A 14819-nucleotide genomic window follows, 5' to 3' on the forward strand; every position below is an offset into this window, starting at 1 on the left:
CCGCGGAAGGCGAACGCGGTGCGCGCGAAATCGGTGCGCGCCGGCCCGGGGAGACCGAACGCGCTGCGGGCCGGGCCGCGGAGGGCCGACGCGGTGAGAGCGGGGGCCGTGGGTTCGGCCGTGCCCCGCGGGAGCGCCGGCCGCTCGGCGGGGCCTTGCGCGCTCCGCGCGCCGGGCGGAGCAACGCGCTGCACGCCGGGGCCTGGTGGGTCTGGGCGCTCGGCCTCGCCACCGCCGCGTCGCGGACGACCAATCCCCTCCTCCTCGGGATGCTGGTGGGCGTCGCCGGGTACGTCGTGGCGGCCCGGCGCACCGACGCGCCCTGGGCGCGTTCGTACGGCGCCTTCGTCAAGCTCGGTCTCGCCGTGATCGTCGTCCGGCTGGTGTTCTCCGCCGTGCTCGGTTCGCCCGTCCCTGGCACCCACGTGCTGCTCACGCTGCCCGAAGTGCCTCTGCCGGACTGGGCGCAGGGCGTCAGGCTGGGCGGCCGGGTGACGGCGGAGCAGCTGGTGTTCGCGCTGTACGACGGGGCCAAGCTGGCGACCCTGCTGATCTGCCTCGGCGCGGCGAACGCGCTCGCGAACCCGGCCCGGCTGCTGAAGTCGCTCCCGGGCGCGCTGTACGAGGCGGGGGTCGCGGTCGTCGTCGCCATGACGTTCGCGCCGAACATGGTCGCCGACGTCCTCCGGCTCCGTACCGCGCGAAGGCTGCGCGGCCGGCCGACCGGCGGGGTGAAGGCCGTCCTGCAGATCGGGCTGCCGGTGCTGGAGGGGGCGCTGGAGCGTTCGGTCGCGGTCGCCGCTTCCATGGACGCGCGCGGGTACGGCCGTACCGCGCAGGTGCCGCCCGCCGTGCGGCACACCACCACCGCGCTCACCCTCGGCGGGCTGCTCGGCGTGTGCGCCGGATCGTACGGGCTGCTCGCCGCGGAGGGCGCGGGGTACGGACTCCCCGTGCTGCTGGGCGGCTTCGCGGCGGCGCTGGGCGGGCTGTGGCTCGGCGGCCGGCGCCAGGTCCGCACCCGCTACCGCCCGGACCGGTGGGGTCCGCGGGCCTGGCTGGTGGCGGGGTCCGGTGTCGTCGTGGCCGCGCTGATGATCCGCGCGGGCACGTACGAGCCCCTCGCGCTGCATCCCGGTGTCGTACCCCTGACCGCGCCGTCCCTGCCGCTGTGGCCCGCCGCGGCGGTGCTGGTGGGCCTGCTGCCCGCGTTCGTCGCCCCCGTTCCGCCGAAGGAGTCCTCGTCATGATCCGCTTCGAGAACGTCTCGGTGACGTACGGCGACGCCGGGGCGCCGCCGACGGTCTCCGGGGTGGACCTCACCGTCCCGGAGGGCGAGCTCGTCCTGCTGGTCGGGCCCTCGGGGGTCGGCAAGTCGACCCTGCTGGGGGCGGTCTCGGGGCTGGTACCGCACTTCACGGGCGGAACGCTGCGGGGCCGGGTGACGGTCGACGGACGCGACACCCGCACCCACAAGCCGCGCGAACTCGCCGACGTCGTCGGCACGGTGGGCCAGGATCCGCTCGCGCACTTCGTCACCGACACGGTGGAGGACGAACTGGCCTACGGCATGGAGTCGCTGGGGCTGGCGCCCGCCGTGATGCGCCGCCGGGTGGAGGAGACGCTGGACCTGCTGGGGCTGGCGGAGCTGCGCGACCGTCCCCTGGCGACGCTCTCGGGCGGGCAGCGGCAGCGGGTCGCGATCGGGTCCGTGCTGACCCCGCACCCGAAGGTACTGGTTCTCGACGAGCCGACGTCTGCGCTCGACCCGGCCGCGGCGGAGGAGGTGCTGGCGGTGCTCCAGCGGCTCGTCCACGACCTCGGGACCACGGTCCTGATGGCCGAGCACCGGCTGGAGCGGGTGGTGCAGTACGCGGACCGGGTCGTCCTGATGCCCGCGCCCGGCGAGCCCTCGGTCACGGGCGCCCCGGCCGACGTCATGTCCTTCTCCCCGGTCCGTCCCCCGGTCGTCGCCCTCGGGCGCCTCGCGGGCTGGACCCCTCTCCCCCTCTCCGTCCGCGACGCCCGCCGCAACGCGGGGGAACTGCGCACTCGGCTGGAAGGCGTGTCGCCGCCGGCGCGCGTCTCCGGTCCGGCGGCGCGTGCGGTGGACGCCTCTGCGGCCCGTGCGGTGGACGCCGCTGCGGCCGATCCCGCCGCGCGGGACGGCAAGGGAGACCTCGTGGCCGGAAGCGGGCCGGGGGCGGGTGTCCGCGCCGGGCGGGCCCCGGCGGCCGAGGCGGACCGCCCGGAGGCGGCCGGCGGCATCGAGCGGACCGCTCCCCGCTCGGCACCGGCCGGGGCGGGCGCCGCGGCAGCGTCCGCGCGGGGCCTGGCGAGCCCCGCCGCGTCCGGCCCCGCCTCTCGCCGACGGCCGGGCGCCCGGGGACGGACGGCCGCGCTGTTCCGGTGGCTCGGGCGAGGGCGCTCGGCACGGGGCGGGGAGCCGGCCGGCCGGCCGCACGACCCGGCCGTGCTCGCGGAGGTCGCGCGGCTCGGGGTGCGGCACGGGCGGATCGAGGCGTTGCGGCGGGTCGATCTGTCGGTCGCGCCCGGGGAGACCGTCGCGCTCATGGGCCGCAACGGTGCCGGGAAGTCGACGCTGCTGGGCAGCCTCGTGGGAATGGTCGAGCCGGCCTCCGGGACGGTCCGGGTCGGCGGGCGCACACCGCACCGCACCCCGCCGGCCGAGCTGGTGCGACGGGTCGCGCTCGTACCGCAGGAGCCGCGGGACCTGCTGTACGCGGACACGGTCGGCGCCGAGTGCGCCGCCGCGGACGCGGACGCCGGGGCCGAGCCCGGGACCTGCCGGGGGCTGGTCTCCTCACTGCTGCCGGGAGTGGCGGACGACACCCATCCCCGTGATCTGTCCGAGGGGCAGCGGCTGGCGCTGGCCCTCGCGATCGTGCTGACCGCCCGCCCGCCGCTGCTGCTGCTCGACGAGCCGACCCGCGGGCTCGACTACGCGGCGAAGTCGCGGCTCGTCGCCGTGCTGCGCGGACTGGCGGCCGAGGGCCACGGGATCGTGCTGGCCACCCATGACGTGGAGCTCGCCGCCGAGATCGCGGACCGTGTGGTGATCCTCGCGGGCGGCGAGGTCGTCGCGGACGGCCCGACGGCCGACGTGGTCGTCTCGTCACCCGCCTTCGCCCCTCAGGTCGCCAAGATCCTCGCCCCCCAGCCGTGGCTCACCGTCGCCCAGGTGGAGGCCGCCCTGTGAGCGAGGACAAGGCCACCCACCGGCACGACCGGCGCGGCCGCCACGAGTTCGCGACCCGGCCCGCCCGCCCCGTGCGTCTCGGCCCCCGCGCCGTCACGGCACTCGCCCTCATCAGCGCGATCGGCGTCGTCGCCTTCGGCTGGCCGCTGCTCGCCGACTCGGACGCCGCCCTCTCCGGCCACGCCCAGGACGCTCCCTGGCTGTTCGCGGCCCTGCTCCCCCTCCTCGTCGGTGTGGTGGTCGCCACCATCGCCGACGGCGGGATGGACGCGAAGGCCGTCGCCATGCTCGGTGTGCTCGCCGCGGTCGGTGCGGCGCTGCGGCCGCTCGGCGCCGGCACGGCGGGGCTGGAGCCGATGTTCTTCCTGATGGTGCTGAGCGGCCGGGTTCTCGGTCCCGGCTTCGGCTTCGTACTCGGCTCGGTGACGATGTTCGCGTCCGCGCTGCTCACGGGCGGGGTCGGGCCCTGGATGCCGTTCCAGATGCTGTCGATGGGCTGGTTCACCATGGGCGCCGGCCTGCTGCCGGGTGCGGAACACCTCAGGGGCCGTGCGGAGCTGCTGATGCTCGCGGGGTACGGTTTCGCCGCGGCCTTCGCGTACGGCACGGCCATGAACCTGTACGGCTGGACCATCGTGCCGGGCCTCGCCTCCGGCATCTCGTTCCAGGAGGGCGCGCCGGTGGCCGAGAACCTGGTCCGGTTCGGCGCGTACGTCCTCGCCACCTCCCTCGGCTGGGACCTGGGCCGGGCGGCCCTCACCGTCGTGCTGACCCTCGCGGTCGGCCCGACGCTGCTGAAGGCGCTCCGCCGGGCGACCCGACGGGCCGCGTTCGAGGCCCAGGTCACATTCGAGGCGGCCAAAACCTCTCCGGAGGGGTGAGGCGGCCCACAGGACTTTGGTCCCAAAACTATCGGCGTTCGTAGCCGTTCCCCGAGGACGCGGTTTCCCGACGCACCACCCCCTGGCTGCACATAAACCGCATATGTCCGGTTTAGGACCTTCGACCCTCGATGCCCCCTCTACGTCGTAATCACGGCGTGAGCCCGGTCACGGCACAGGGCCCCCGGGGCTGGCTACAACTGTTCCCGTCGCAAGGTGCAGCAGGGCCTGGAAGCCCGGCACACGAGCCCGGCTCGGCCCGCCCCTCGCGACCCGGAGTCCCCGAACGTTAGGTAAGCCCTTGTCCCGCTCGCTGATCACCCGCATCTCCGCCCGCAGCAAGTCCCTCGCCGCCGGTACCGCCGTGCTTCTGGGTACGGCCGGCGCGGTCATGGGGACGACGTCGACGGCCTCGGCCGCGACGCCGCAGGAGATCGCGAAGCAGATGATGCCCGCCGCGCAGTTCCAGTGCTTCGACAAGATCGTCTCGCACGAGTCGAACTGGAACCACACGGCCACCAACGCCTCCTCCGGCGCCTACGGCCTGGTCCAGGCCCTGCCCGGCGGCAAGATGGCCTCCGCCGGCGCCGACTGGAAGACCAACCCGAAGACCCAGATCAAGTGGGGTCTGGAGTACATGAACGAGCGCTACGGCAGCCCGTGCGGCGCCTGGAACTTCTGGCAGGCCAACCACTGGTACTGAGCCGACCGGACGGCGGACGACGGACTGCCGCGCACGGCGGACCCCGGCCCCGGCCCGACGCTCCACGCGTCGGACCGGGGCCTTCGCCGTACCCGTGGGATCCGGCGTCCGCCGGCCCACGGCAACCGGAGTGATCAGAGCCGCTGCAGAATCGTCCCCGTCGCCAGCGCCCCGCCCGCACACATCGTCACCAGAGCGAACTCCCTGTCCGTCCGCTCGAGTTCGTGCAGGGCGGTCGTGATGAGCCGCGCGCCCGTCGCGCCGACGGGGTGCCCCAGCGCGATGGCCCCGCCGTTGACGTTGACCTTCTCCAGATCCTGGTCGAAGACCTGCGCCCAGCTCAGCACGACGGAGGCGAACGCCTCGTTGATCTCGACGAGGTCGATGTCCTTGAGCGACATGCCCGCCTTCCCCAGCACCGCCCGTGTCGCGTCGATCGGCCCGTCGAGATGGAAGTGCGGGTCCGCCCCGACCAGCGCCTGAGCGACGATGCGGGCGCGCGGCTTCAGCTTCAGCGCCCGCGCCATGCGCTTGGACGCCCACATGATCGCCGCCGCGCCGTCGGAGATCTGCGAGGAGTTCCCCGCGGTGTGGACGGCCGTCGGCATGACCGGCTTCAGCCCTCCCAGCGCCTCCATCGAGGTGTCCCGCAGGCCCTCGTCCCGGTCGACGAGCCGCCACATGCCCTGTCCGGCGTGCTGCTCCTCCTCGGTCGTGGGCACCTGGACCGCGAACGTCTCGCGCTTGAAGCGCTCCTCCGACCAGGCCACCGCCGCCCGCTCCTGGGAGATCAGGCCGAGGGAGTCGACGTTCTCGCGGGTGAGTCCGCGATGGCGCGCGATGCGCTCGGCGGCCTCGAACTGGTTGGGCAGGTCGACGTTCCACTCGTCCGGCCAGGGCTTGCCGGGGCCGTGCTTGGAGCCGCTGCCCAGTGGTACGCGCGACATGGCCTCGACGCCGCAGCTGATGCCGACGTCGATGACCCCGGCGGCGATCATGTTGGCGGTCATGTGCGCGGCCTGCTGCGAGGAGCCGCACTGGCAGTCGACGGTCGTCGCGGCGGTCTCGTAGGGCAGCCCCATGGTGAGCCAGGCGTTGCGCGCGGGGTTCATGGACTGCTCGCCGACGTGGGTGACGGTGCCGCCGACGATCTGCTCGACGCAGTCGGCGTGGATGCCGGTACGGCCGAGCAGTTCACGGTAGGTCTCGCCCAGCAGATAGGCGGGATGCAGATTGGCGAGCGCGCCACCGCGCTTGCCTATGGGTGTGCGTACGGCTTCGACGATGACGGGTTCCGCGGCCATGAGCTCGTCCTCTCCTCAGCGCCGGCGCGGGGTGTCCCGGTACCCCGCACGCAAAAACCGCAAGAAGAACTAGTACGCGTTCTAGTTCTCTAGCAGTCTTATGAGGGTTACCTCGGGTACGCAAGGCTCCTGCACGCAACAGTTCCCGCCACGAGTCTTGCCAGTTGTAGAACCGGTTACTACCTTGCGGGCAATTCTGATGGGTCGTCAGAACCTTGCAGCCGCCGCACAGCTGTCCAGCCGCGAGACCTGGAGTTGCCGATGCCCTGCCCCCATCTCCCCGAAGGGTTCGACGCCACCGACCCCGATCTGCTGCAGAGCCGTGTCCCCCTCCCCGAGTTCGCCCGGTTGCGGCAGACGGCCCCCGTCTGGTGGTGCGCGCAGCCACGCGGCATCACCGGCTTCGACGACGAGGGCTACTGGGTCGTCACGCGGCACGCGGACGTCAAGTACGTCTCCACCCACCCCGAGTTGTACTCCTCCAGCGAGAACACCGCGGTCATCCGCTTCAACGAGCACATCAGCCGGGACCAGATCGAGGTTCAGCGGCTGATCATGCTCAACATGGACCCGCCCGAGCACACCCGGGTACGCCAGATAGTCCAGCGCGGCTTCACCCCGCGCGCCGTGCGCGGCCTGGAGTCGGCGCTGCGGGACCGCGCCCGGCGCATCGTCGAGGAGGCGAGGGCGAGCGCGGGCGGCAGCGCCGACGGCAGCTTCGACTTCGTCAACCGGATCGCCGTCGAACTCCCGCTGCAGGCCATCGCCGAACTCATCGGCGTACCGCAGGAGGACCGCGCCCGGATCTTCGACTGGTCCAACAAGATGGTGGCGTACGACGACCCGGAGTACGCGATCACGGAGGAGATCGGCGCCGAGGCCGCCATGGAACTCATCGGCTACTCGATGAACCTGGCCGCGGCCCGCAAGGAGTGCCCGGCGAAGGACATCGTCACCCAGCTGGTCGCGGCCGAGGGCGAAGGCAACCTGTCCTCCGACGAGTTCGGCTTCTTCGTACTGCTGCTGGCGGTGGCGGGCAACGAGACGACCCGCAACGCGATCAGCCACGGCATGCACGCCTTCCTCACCCACCCCGACCAGTGGGAGCTCTACAAGCGCGAGCGCCCGGCGACCGCGGCCGAGGAGATCGTCCGCTGGGCCACTCCCGTGGTCTCCTTCCAGCGGACGGCGACCCAGGACACCGAGCTCGGCGGCCAGAAGATCAAGAAGGGCGACCGGGTGGGCCTCTTCTACTCGTCCGCGAACAACGACGCCGAGGTCTTCGAGAACCCGGGGACCTTCGACATCACCCGCGACCCCAACCCGCACCTCGGCTTCGGCGGCGGGGGCCCGCACTTCTGCCTCGGCAAGTCCCTGGCCATCCAGGAGATCGACCTCATCTTCAACGCCGTCGCCGACACCCTGCCGGACCTGCGCCTGGCCGGCGCACCGCGGCGGCTGCGCGCCGCGTGGCTGAACGGGATCAAGGAACTCCGGGTGGGCGTCGGCGGCTGAGGCGCAAGGGCCCACCGGCCGCCGCGCACAGTCGGCGAGGCCCGCATCCCGGGTGGCCGCATCCGTGGCGCAGGCGAACCGGTCACGCATCCGTGGCGCAGGCGAACCGGCCACGGCGCGGCCACGACGCACGCCCCGCACGCGAACCGGTACGGCGCGGCCACGACACACGCCCCCGCACGCGGGAGACGGGGGCCATCACTCCTGCGCCCGCCCCCGTCTCCCGCCCGGCCGGCCCGGCCGTCACCGGGTTCGGCCCGGCCCGGCGCGGGCGGCTCAGGCGGCCCCGTACGGTCGAGTCGCCCCCCGGTTGCGGTGATCTTATGATGGGTGATCCCTGTATCGACCATTTCACCGAAGGGGCCGTTTCACCTCGTTCGCCGAGAAGTCAGAGGTGGCTGCGGATGATCCGTCTCAGAGTCGTGCCGGCGATCCTCGCCGCCCTGCTGCTGGTCGCCACGGGCCTCTCCGGCGCACAGGCGCGGACCGTGCGTCAGGAATTCGATCCCGCCCTCGTGGAAGCCCTCGACAAGGCCGTCACCGACACCATGGCCAAAGAACGGATTCCGGGCGTGATCGTCGGCGTCTGGATTCCCGGCCGCGGTACGTACGAGAAGTCGTTCGGCGTGGCCGACAAGTCGTCCGGCACACCCATGAAGACCGACCTGCACATGCGGATCGGCAGCGTCACCAAGACCTTCACGGTCACGGGCCTGCTGCAACTGGTCGACCAGGGCAGGGTCGGGCTCGACGATCCCGTCGGCAAGTACGTCGACGGCGTCCCGGGCGGCAACCGGATCACCCTGCGCCAGCTCGCCGACATGCGCAGCGGCCTGTTCAACTACACCGAGGACGACAAGTGGGAGAAGTCCCTGGAGGCCGATCCCCAGCAGACGTTCACCCCGCAGCAGCTCCTCACGTACGCGTTCGCCCATCCGCCGAACTTCCCGCCCGGCTCCGAGTGGGAGTACAGCAACACCAACACGGTGCTGCTCGGGCTGGTGATCGAGAAGGTCACCGGGCAGCAGCTGGAGGACTACCTCCGGCAGCGCGTCTACGCCCCGCTCGAACTCGGCCGGACCTCGTTCCCGACGGACGACGCCATGCCGGAGCCCTTCGCCCACGGCTACACCGCCTACACGAAGTCCGGTGCCGCGACGGCCACCCCGTCCGGCGGCACGGTCGACGCCACCCACTGGAACCCGTCCTGGGCCTGGGCGGCCGGCGCCATGATCTCCGACCTCGACGACCTGCACACCTGGCTGCCCGCGCTGGCCGACGGCCGGCTGCTCAACCCCGCCACGCAGAAGGAGCGTCTGCGGTTCGGGCCGACGAGCATCCCGCAAGTCCAGTACGGGCTGGGCATCATGCGGGTGGGCGGCTGGATCGGCCACAACGGGGAGCTCCCCGGCTACGAGACGCTCGCCCTGCAACTGCCGTCCCAGCGCGCCACACTCGTGATCCTGGTCAACTCCGACACCGACTACCGCGGCCAGTCCCTGAGCACGATGCTCGGGCGCGCGGTCACCGAGATCGTGACACCGCGCAACGTGTTCGACCTGCCGGCCGCGCCGCAGTCCGAGAAGAGCAGCCCACCGCCGTCACGGATGCCGTCACCGACGTCGTAGTGCCGCGTCGGGCAAGGTCTGCCCGTCAAGGAGCGGCGCGAACGTCGCCTGATGCGGCACTAGCGGACGCGCCGCGCGCGCAGGGCGACGACCGTCCCGGCGGCACCGGCCAGCAGCAGACCGCCCACCACCAGCGGCGCGGCGGACAGCCCGGGCGCGGCGGGCTCGGCACCCGCGGCGGCCGTGGACGGGGTCCGGTTCGTGGCGCTCGTGGCGCTCGTGGCGGGGTCAACGGCGCCGGGCGTGGGCGGTGCCGGGTCCGCTCCAGCCGTCGTGGGCCGTGCGGTGCCGGGCGTGGCGGGTACCTCGGATCCGGTGCCGGCCGGCGGGGCGGCCGGTGAGGCGGGGGTCCCCGGGGAGACGGTGATCTCCTCCTCGTCACGGCCGAGCCCGGGATATCCGGCCTCCACGGTGACCTTCCAGCTGCCGGGCGGCAGCGCCTCGGCGGTGTTCCAGCCGGTCCTCGTCGCGGGGTCGCGGACCAGCTTCCAGGGGCCGGCGGTCCGTCCGTCCGCGGCGGTCGCGTTGACGGTCGCCGCGATCCGACCGTCGACGGGGTCGTTGTCGTTCTCCCAGACGACGGTCGTCCGCACCCTGCCGAAGTCGTGTCCGGTGATCTCCACCTTCAGCGTGTCCCCATGGGCCTGGGCGTTGGCGGCGGCGGTCAGGGCGAAGGCGGGTCCGGCCAGGGCGGCCGCGAGGACGGCACGAACGGTTCGGTGCATGGCGATGGGCTCCAGGGTGCTTGCGGCGGGTGGGATGAGGGCGGCCGACGGGCACTTGTGCCCGCCGGCCGCCACGTCCGTCGTGCGGTGCGGAACGGGCCGGGAAGGCTCAGGAGGCCTTCTGGACCGTCCACACCTGCGCCGGCGCACCGGCGGCGTGCTGGAGCTCGATCAGCCACGACCCGTAGTACGGACGGTTGCTGACGCCGAGGACGTAGCCGCTGTCACCGGCGGAGACGGTCACCCCGCCGCCGGCGGCCGCGATCCGCCACCGCTGGGACGCGATGTCCCGGCAGGGCTGCTGCGCCACCCACATCCCCGGGCCGGGGGTGCCGCCGACCTGGAGGCACTTGCCCGAGACGGCGGAGCGGATGCGGCTCTGACCGCCCGCCGCCTGGTCGAAGTACCACTGCTGCTGGGCGTATCCGGTGCGCTGGGAGCCCACGAGGACGGTGTTGTCCGCGCTGTACCCGCCCCAGATCTCGGCGGCCGTTCCGGTGGCGCCGTTGGTGAGCAGCTGGCGGGTGCCGGGCGTCGGGGTGGTCCCGCCGCCACCGCCACCGCCACCGGTGGTGCGGAAGGCGGTCGTCCTGCCCCGCCCGCTGTCCCGGCCGGAGGCGTCGCGCACCGACACGGACACGGTGTAGCCGGTGCCGGGCCTCAGGTTGTAGAGCCGGGCGCTGGTCGTCTGCACCCAGCCGAGCGGCTGGTCGCCGAGGAATACCTGGTACCAGACCGCCCCGCTCACGGCCGGCCAGCTCGCGACGGCGGAGTCGGGCGCGATCTGTCCGACGGTGACGGCCGGTCCGGTGCCGGAGCCGTTCGTCGGGGTCGGTGTCGGTGTCGGCCTGGGCGTGGGGGTGGTCGGGCCCGGGTTCGGCGTGGTGCCGGTGGCGGCGCGCATCAGGAACTGGTTGTCGGCGATGTTCCAGTGCGTGGCCAGATAGCTGCCCGGCCGGGGGTTGGTGTGGAAGTAGTCGTCGTGGTTGCAGTCCAGCCGGTTCTCGTACTTCCCGTCCTGGCAGATGCTGCGCATCTTCGGGTAGTACGGGCTGTCCGAGTAGCACATGACGTCCCACTCGTCGGTGCAGTGCGCGCCGCGCGAGGTGTTGGGGGCGCTGTTGTTCACGGCCCCCAGGTTGTGGCCGAGTTCGTGCGCGGCGGTGTGGCCGCCCCAGCATCCGGTGTCGGTACGGCCGTAGGACGGGCCGAAGTTGCTGAGGTTGCTCTGTCCGGGACGCTCGTCGCCGGCGAAGGTGCCGATGCCGCAGTAGACCTGCGAGTCCGCGAAGATCATGTACTTGCGGTCGCGGCGGTCGAGGCCCTTCGCGGCGAGCGCCCTGTTGGTGGCGCTGAACTCCGCGAGCGCGGAGGCCGGGAGTTCGATGTTGAGCACGGTCGGGGTGCAGTCGGCGGCCGTCACATAGCGGATGTGCCGGACGCCGCCGGTGTCCTTGGCGCTCTCCGAGTAGATGAGGTCGGCGTCGGCGGCCCACTTGCGGAACGACGCGAAGTACTGCGCGTACCGGTCGTTCCCGGGGGCGTGGACGTACACGACCTGGACGCGGTTGCCGCTGCTGCCGTCGCCCTCGCACTGAACGGTCTGCCCGGCGGGCCCGTTGGCCGCGCGGGCCGTGGTGCCGGCGCCACCGGCGGCGGGCGGGCCGCCGGCCTTGCGGGCGGACGCGTCCAGCGCGGGGGTGGAGGTGCGCGGCAGCTCGCCGCCGGAGGGCTTGGCGCCGCCGGTCCGGGTCGGGTCCTGGACGGGCGCGGCCGTCTTCACCGCGGGCGGGGTGTCCTTCTTGATGTCGACGCCCTTCGGCGGGGCGTCGGGGCCGTGGGTGCAGTGCCCGCTCGCCGTGCGGTACACCCCCGCGCACGGATCCCCCTCGGGCGCGGGCTTCAGCCCTTCGTAGACCAGGCCCCGCTCCGGATCGCTCTTCGGAACGTCCTCGATGGGCTCGGGTTCCTTCTCCCGGGCCGGCTCCTTGGCCGGCTCCGTGGCCACGGCGGCGTCGGCGCCGTTCTCCCCCTGGGCGAGCGGAAGCGGTCGTTCCGCGTCCGCACCCTGCAGCGACTCGTAGGCCACTCCCCCGATGACCGCCATCACGGCGACGGCGGCCGTGCCGAATATGAGTCGGCGGGATCTGCGGCGCTGGGGCTTCTCGAGTCTTCGGCGTCCGGGCAAGTCGTTCGCACCTCTTCCTTGGTCAGGGAACGGTGCGCGGATCTTGCCAGACGCAAAACGAGTACGTTACGGGGCAAACCGGGCCAGGAGCCCAGTCACTGGCTGTGCCGATCTGATGAACCCTCAAAAAACTTACGGCGTAAGTCAGTTACGCGCGTCAATCGCACGTGGTCCAGTCCTCTTTAAGGATGTCGTGACCCAATCGAGATCTGCGTCCGGGTTTGAATCGAGCGGACATCAACCCGCTTGCACACAGGGCGAGTTGCGACGACCACGAACAGTGCGCCCCCACCTCGGCGACGGGATGGGGGCGCACGGTTGCGACCGAATGACCGGTGAGGCCGCTCAGGCATTGCGTGCTCTCAGCGTCGTTGCGCTGTGTTCAGCTTGGCCATCTGCTCGGACACAAGGTCATCCGGCTCTCTCTGCTTGGCCATGGCCTCGGCAACGAACTCCGTTTCCCCGGGTTGCCGATGCCTTGGAAACGAAAGTGGCGATCACCGTGCCGGATCGGACGATGGTTACCGGGAAGAACACCGCGTCGTGCTCGCGCTGAGCCCGTCGAGCAGCCACACAGCAAGGCCAATGTGGCAGCGCCGGCCGCCGCGCCAACCGGTATCCTCCGCGTCGGTTTCATGCGATTCCTCAGGTAATGGTCTACAGAGCCGAGAGCTTGAGGAGGCTACGTCACGGGGCCTTACGTCACCAGGGCGGGCAGACGATCGTGATCACTTCGACCCGGCCCACAGACACCGGCTCTGCTTTCTCGGTCCATGGCACGGGCGCCGGCCAGTTACCGGCAAGCCGTTCGGGGGTCGTGGAGTGCCGGGGAGTCGATCAGTGACGAGGAGACCGTCGGCGAGTCTGGGGGACAGGTCCAAGGGCGACGAGCCTGTCTCGACTCAGCATTCTCCGAGCACCCGCCGGCGCCGAGGGCAGCCGGCTCCCCTCGGCCGGGGTACCGCATCCGCGGCCTCGCGTCGCGCCGCGCTGTCCGTGAGGACGGCCTAGGTGGAGCCGAGCCCGCCGCGAGCGGCCGCCTCGACGAACGCCGTGAAGGCGCCCGGGGTGAGGGCGAGATGGGGGCCGTCGGGGACCTTGGAGTCGCGGACGGCGACGAGGTGGGGGGCTTCGGCGATCTCGACGCATTCGCCGCCCTGGTCACCGCTGTAGCTGGACTTGCGCCAGGCGGCGCCGAGGGGGGCGCACTCAATGCAGGAGCCCCCCGTGTCGCTGCTGTAACTGGACTTACGCCAACGGGCGCCGGTCAGCTGTGCCTTGCTCCCCATAGCGTTCCTCCATCACCTGCCGGATCACCTCCGCCGAGTCCTTGACGGACAGGGCTGCGGCCTGCAGGTGATCGTAACGGAGCGAGCGCGACTCGACGGCGTGTGGATCGGCGGTCGGATGCCCGGTCTCGTAGTCCTCGGTGTAGGCGAGGGCCGGATCATCCGGGAAGCGGAAGAGGTCGAACGAGCCCGGCAGGCCCGTGTGCACTCCCGCCGTGAACGGCAGCACCTGCACGTTCACCCGCGGATTCCGCTCGTACGACAACAGCCGGAGCAGTTGGTTTCGCATGACCTCTCGGCCGCCGATCTCCTGGAACAGCACCCCCTCGCCGAACACCGCCCAGAACACCGGCGGTTTGTCCTTCACGAGGATGCGCTGCCTCGCCAGCCGCGCGACGGTCCGGTTGTCCAGGTCGCTGTCGTCCACTGCGGCGAGCACGGCCCTCGCGTACTCCTCCGTCTGCAACAGCCCGTGCACCAACTGGGGCTGGAACACGTAGATCTCGGTGGCCCGCGACTCCAGCTCCGCCACCTGCTGGAACCACGCGGGCAACTGGCTCCGCAGCACCAGCCCCACCAGCCTCGACAGCAGCCCACCCGTCCCCAGCGCCGCGTCCACCCGCTCGCTGAAAGCCTCCGTCGGCAGTTTCCGTGCCGTCTCGATCTGGCCGACCAGCGAGCCCGTGTAGTTGATGACGTCGCCCAGCTGCCTCTGTGTGAGCCCGGCCGCCTCGCGGTGACGGCGAAGCTCGTAGCCGTAGTAGTCGAGCGGCGAGGCGCTCGGGTCGAGGATGTTGATGTGGGCCACGCCGTACCCCTCGTGCGCGGACAACTCCGCCCACCACAGGACGGGTTGTATTCGGTCAGTAGCCGAGCGTAGCCGTCGGCGTCCACGCTCGTGGCGTGACCGAAGACATCACCCGCACCTGCGCCCCCGCACCCGCCTCCCAGTACGGCATGCGGTTCACCGTCGGAGCGCACTCCGCCCGCCATGTGCGCCGGATCCTCCGCAGCTACCTCGACCTGTGGGGCATGCCGGGCCTCGTCGACGACGCCTCTCTCGCACTCACCGAACTGCTGGCCAACGTCGTACGCCATGTCCCCGACCGGCGCTGCGCGCTGCTGATCGAGCGCGGCCCCGAGGGCGTGCGCGTGGAGGTGCGCGACGAGTCCCCCGTACTCCCCCGGCTGCTGAGCGCGTCGCCGGAGGACGAGTCCGGGCGCGGGCTGGCGCTGCTGGGCGCGGTGGTGCACAAGTGGGGCGTCTCGCAGACAGGCGCGCCGGGGAAGACGGTCTGGTTCGAGTGCCGTGACGTGCCCCGGCCGGACGACAGCAGCGTCAGAAGGTGACGGGGTGTGAGGGCTG

The 14819-nt window shown here is 72.1% G+C and carries 12 protein-coding genes; 7 read left to right on the forward strand and 5 right to left on the reverse strand.

The window, feature by feature from the left end; translation table 11 throughout:
* Nucleotides 1–155: 155 nt before the first annotated feature.
* From BLT82_RS27205 to BLT82_RS27220, 4 genes are all read left to right on the forward strand, one after another.
* Complete coding sequence (locus BLT82_RS27205; protein WP_093659578.1) at nt 156–1250, forward strand: energy-coupling factor transporter transmembrane component T family protein; 1095 nt, start codon at nt 156–158, stop codon at nt 1248–1250.
* Nucleotides 1247–3220: an ABC transporter ATP-binding protein gene (locus BLT82_RS27210; RefSeq protein ID WP_093659465.1), complete on the forward strand. Its 1974-nt coding sequence runs from the start codon at nt 1247–1249 to the stop codon at nt 3218–3220. Before BLT82_RS27205 ends, BLT82_RS27210 begins: the two co-directional genes overlap by 4 nt.
* Nucleotides 3217–4101, forward strand: a complete 885-nt coding sequence (locus tag BLT82_RS27215; RefSeq protein ID WP_404205371.1) for an ECF transporter S component — start codon at nt 3217–3219, stop codon at nt 4099–4101. The genes BLT82_RS27210 and BLT82_RS27215 overlap by 4 nt, the downstream gene beginning before the upstream one ends.
* 301 nt (nt 4102–4402) lie before the next feature.
* A complete protein-coding gene (locus tag BLT82_RS27220) occupies nt 4403–4804 on the forward strand; it encodes an aggregation-promoting factor C-terminal-like domain-containing protein (protein ID WP_093659467.1) in 402 nt (133 codons plus the stop codon).
* Between the two features lie 134 nt (nt 4805–4938).
* Here BLT82_RS27220 and BLT82_RS27225 read toward each other — a convergent pair whose 3' ends face one another.
* Entirely contained in the window at nt 4939–6108 is a 1170-nt protein-coding gene (locus tag BLT82_RS27225; RefSeq protein ID WP_093659469.1) for a steroid 3-ketoacyl-CoA thiolase, read from the reverse strand.
* A 261-nt stretch (nt 6109–6369) separates the two neighbouring features.
* Here BLT82_RS27225 and BLT82_RS27230 point away from each other — a divergent pair, with 261 nt between their 5' ends.
* Complete coding sequence (locus BLT82_RS27230; protein WP_093659471.1) at nt 6370–7623, forward strand: cytochrome P450; 1254 nt, start codon at nt 6370–6372, stop codon at nt 7621–7623.
* A gap of 404 nt (nt 7624–8027) precedes the next feature.
* Entirely contained in the window at nt 8028–9251 is a 1224-nt protein-coding gene (locus BLT82_RS27235) for a serine hydrolase domain-containing protein (protein ID WP_093659473.1), read from the forward strand.
* 59 nt (nt 9252–9310) lie between these two features.
* Here BLT82_RS27235 and BLT82_RS27240 read toward each other — a convergent pair whose 3' ends face one another.
* The 4 genes from BLT82_RS27240 to BLT82_RS27255 all read right to left on the reverse strand — a co-directional run bounded on the left by BLT82_RS27240 (nt 9311) and on the right by BLT82_RS27255 (nt 14261).
* Nucleotides 9311–9976: a hypothetical protein gene (locus BLT82_RS27240; protein WP_143041549.1), complete on the reverse strand. Its 666-nt coding sequence runs from the start codon at nt 9974–9976 to the stop codon at nt 9311–9313.
* A gap of 109 nt (nt 9977–10085) precedes the next feature.
* Nucleotides 10086–12164, reverse strand: a complete 2079-nt coding sequence (locus BLT82_RS27245) for an RICIN domain-containing protein (protein ID WP_244529648.1) — start codon at nt 12162–12164, stop codon at nt 10086–10088.
* Between the two features lie 1007 nt (nt 12165–13171).
* Nucleotides 13172–13453: a DUF397 domain-containing protein gene (locus BLT82_RS27250; RefSeq protein ID WP_093659477.1), complete on the reverse strand. Its 282-nt coding sequence runs from the start codon at nt 13451–13453 to the stop codon at nt 13172–13174.
* Nucleotides 13413–14261 carry a helix-turn-helix domain-containing protein gene (locus BLT82_RS27255; RefSeq protein WP_093659479.1) on the reverse strand — a complete coding sequence of 283 codons (849 nt, stop codon included), beginning with the start codon at nt 14259–14261 and terminating at the stop codon, nt 13413–13415. Before BLT82_RS27255 ends, BLT82_RS27250 begins: the two co-directional genes overlap by 41 nt.
* Nucleotides 14262–14410: 149 nt before the next feature.
* Here BLT82_RS27255 and BLT82_RS27260 point away from each other — a divergent pair, with 149 nt between their 5' ends.
* A complete protein-coding gene (locus BLT82_RS27260; protein WP_093659584.1) occupies nt 14411–14803 on the forward strand; it encodes an ATP-binding protein in 393 nt (130 codons plus the stop codon).
* The last annotated feature ends 16 nt before the right edge of the window (nt 14804–14819 follow it).

It is taken from the genome of Streptomyces wuyuanensis, assembly GCF_900103455.1.
Classification (GTDB): Bacteria; Actinomycetota; Actinomycetes; order Streptomycetales; family Streptomycetaceae; genus Streptomyces; species Streptomyces wuyuanensis.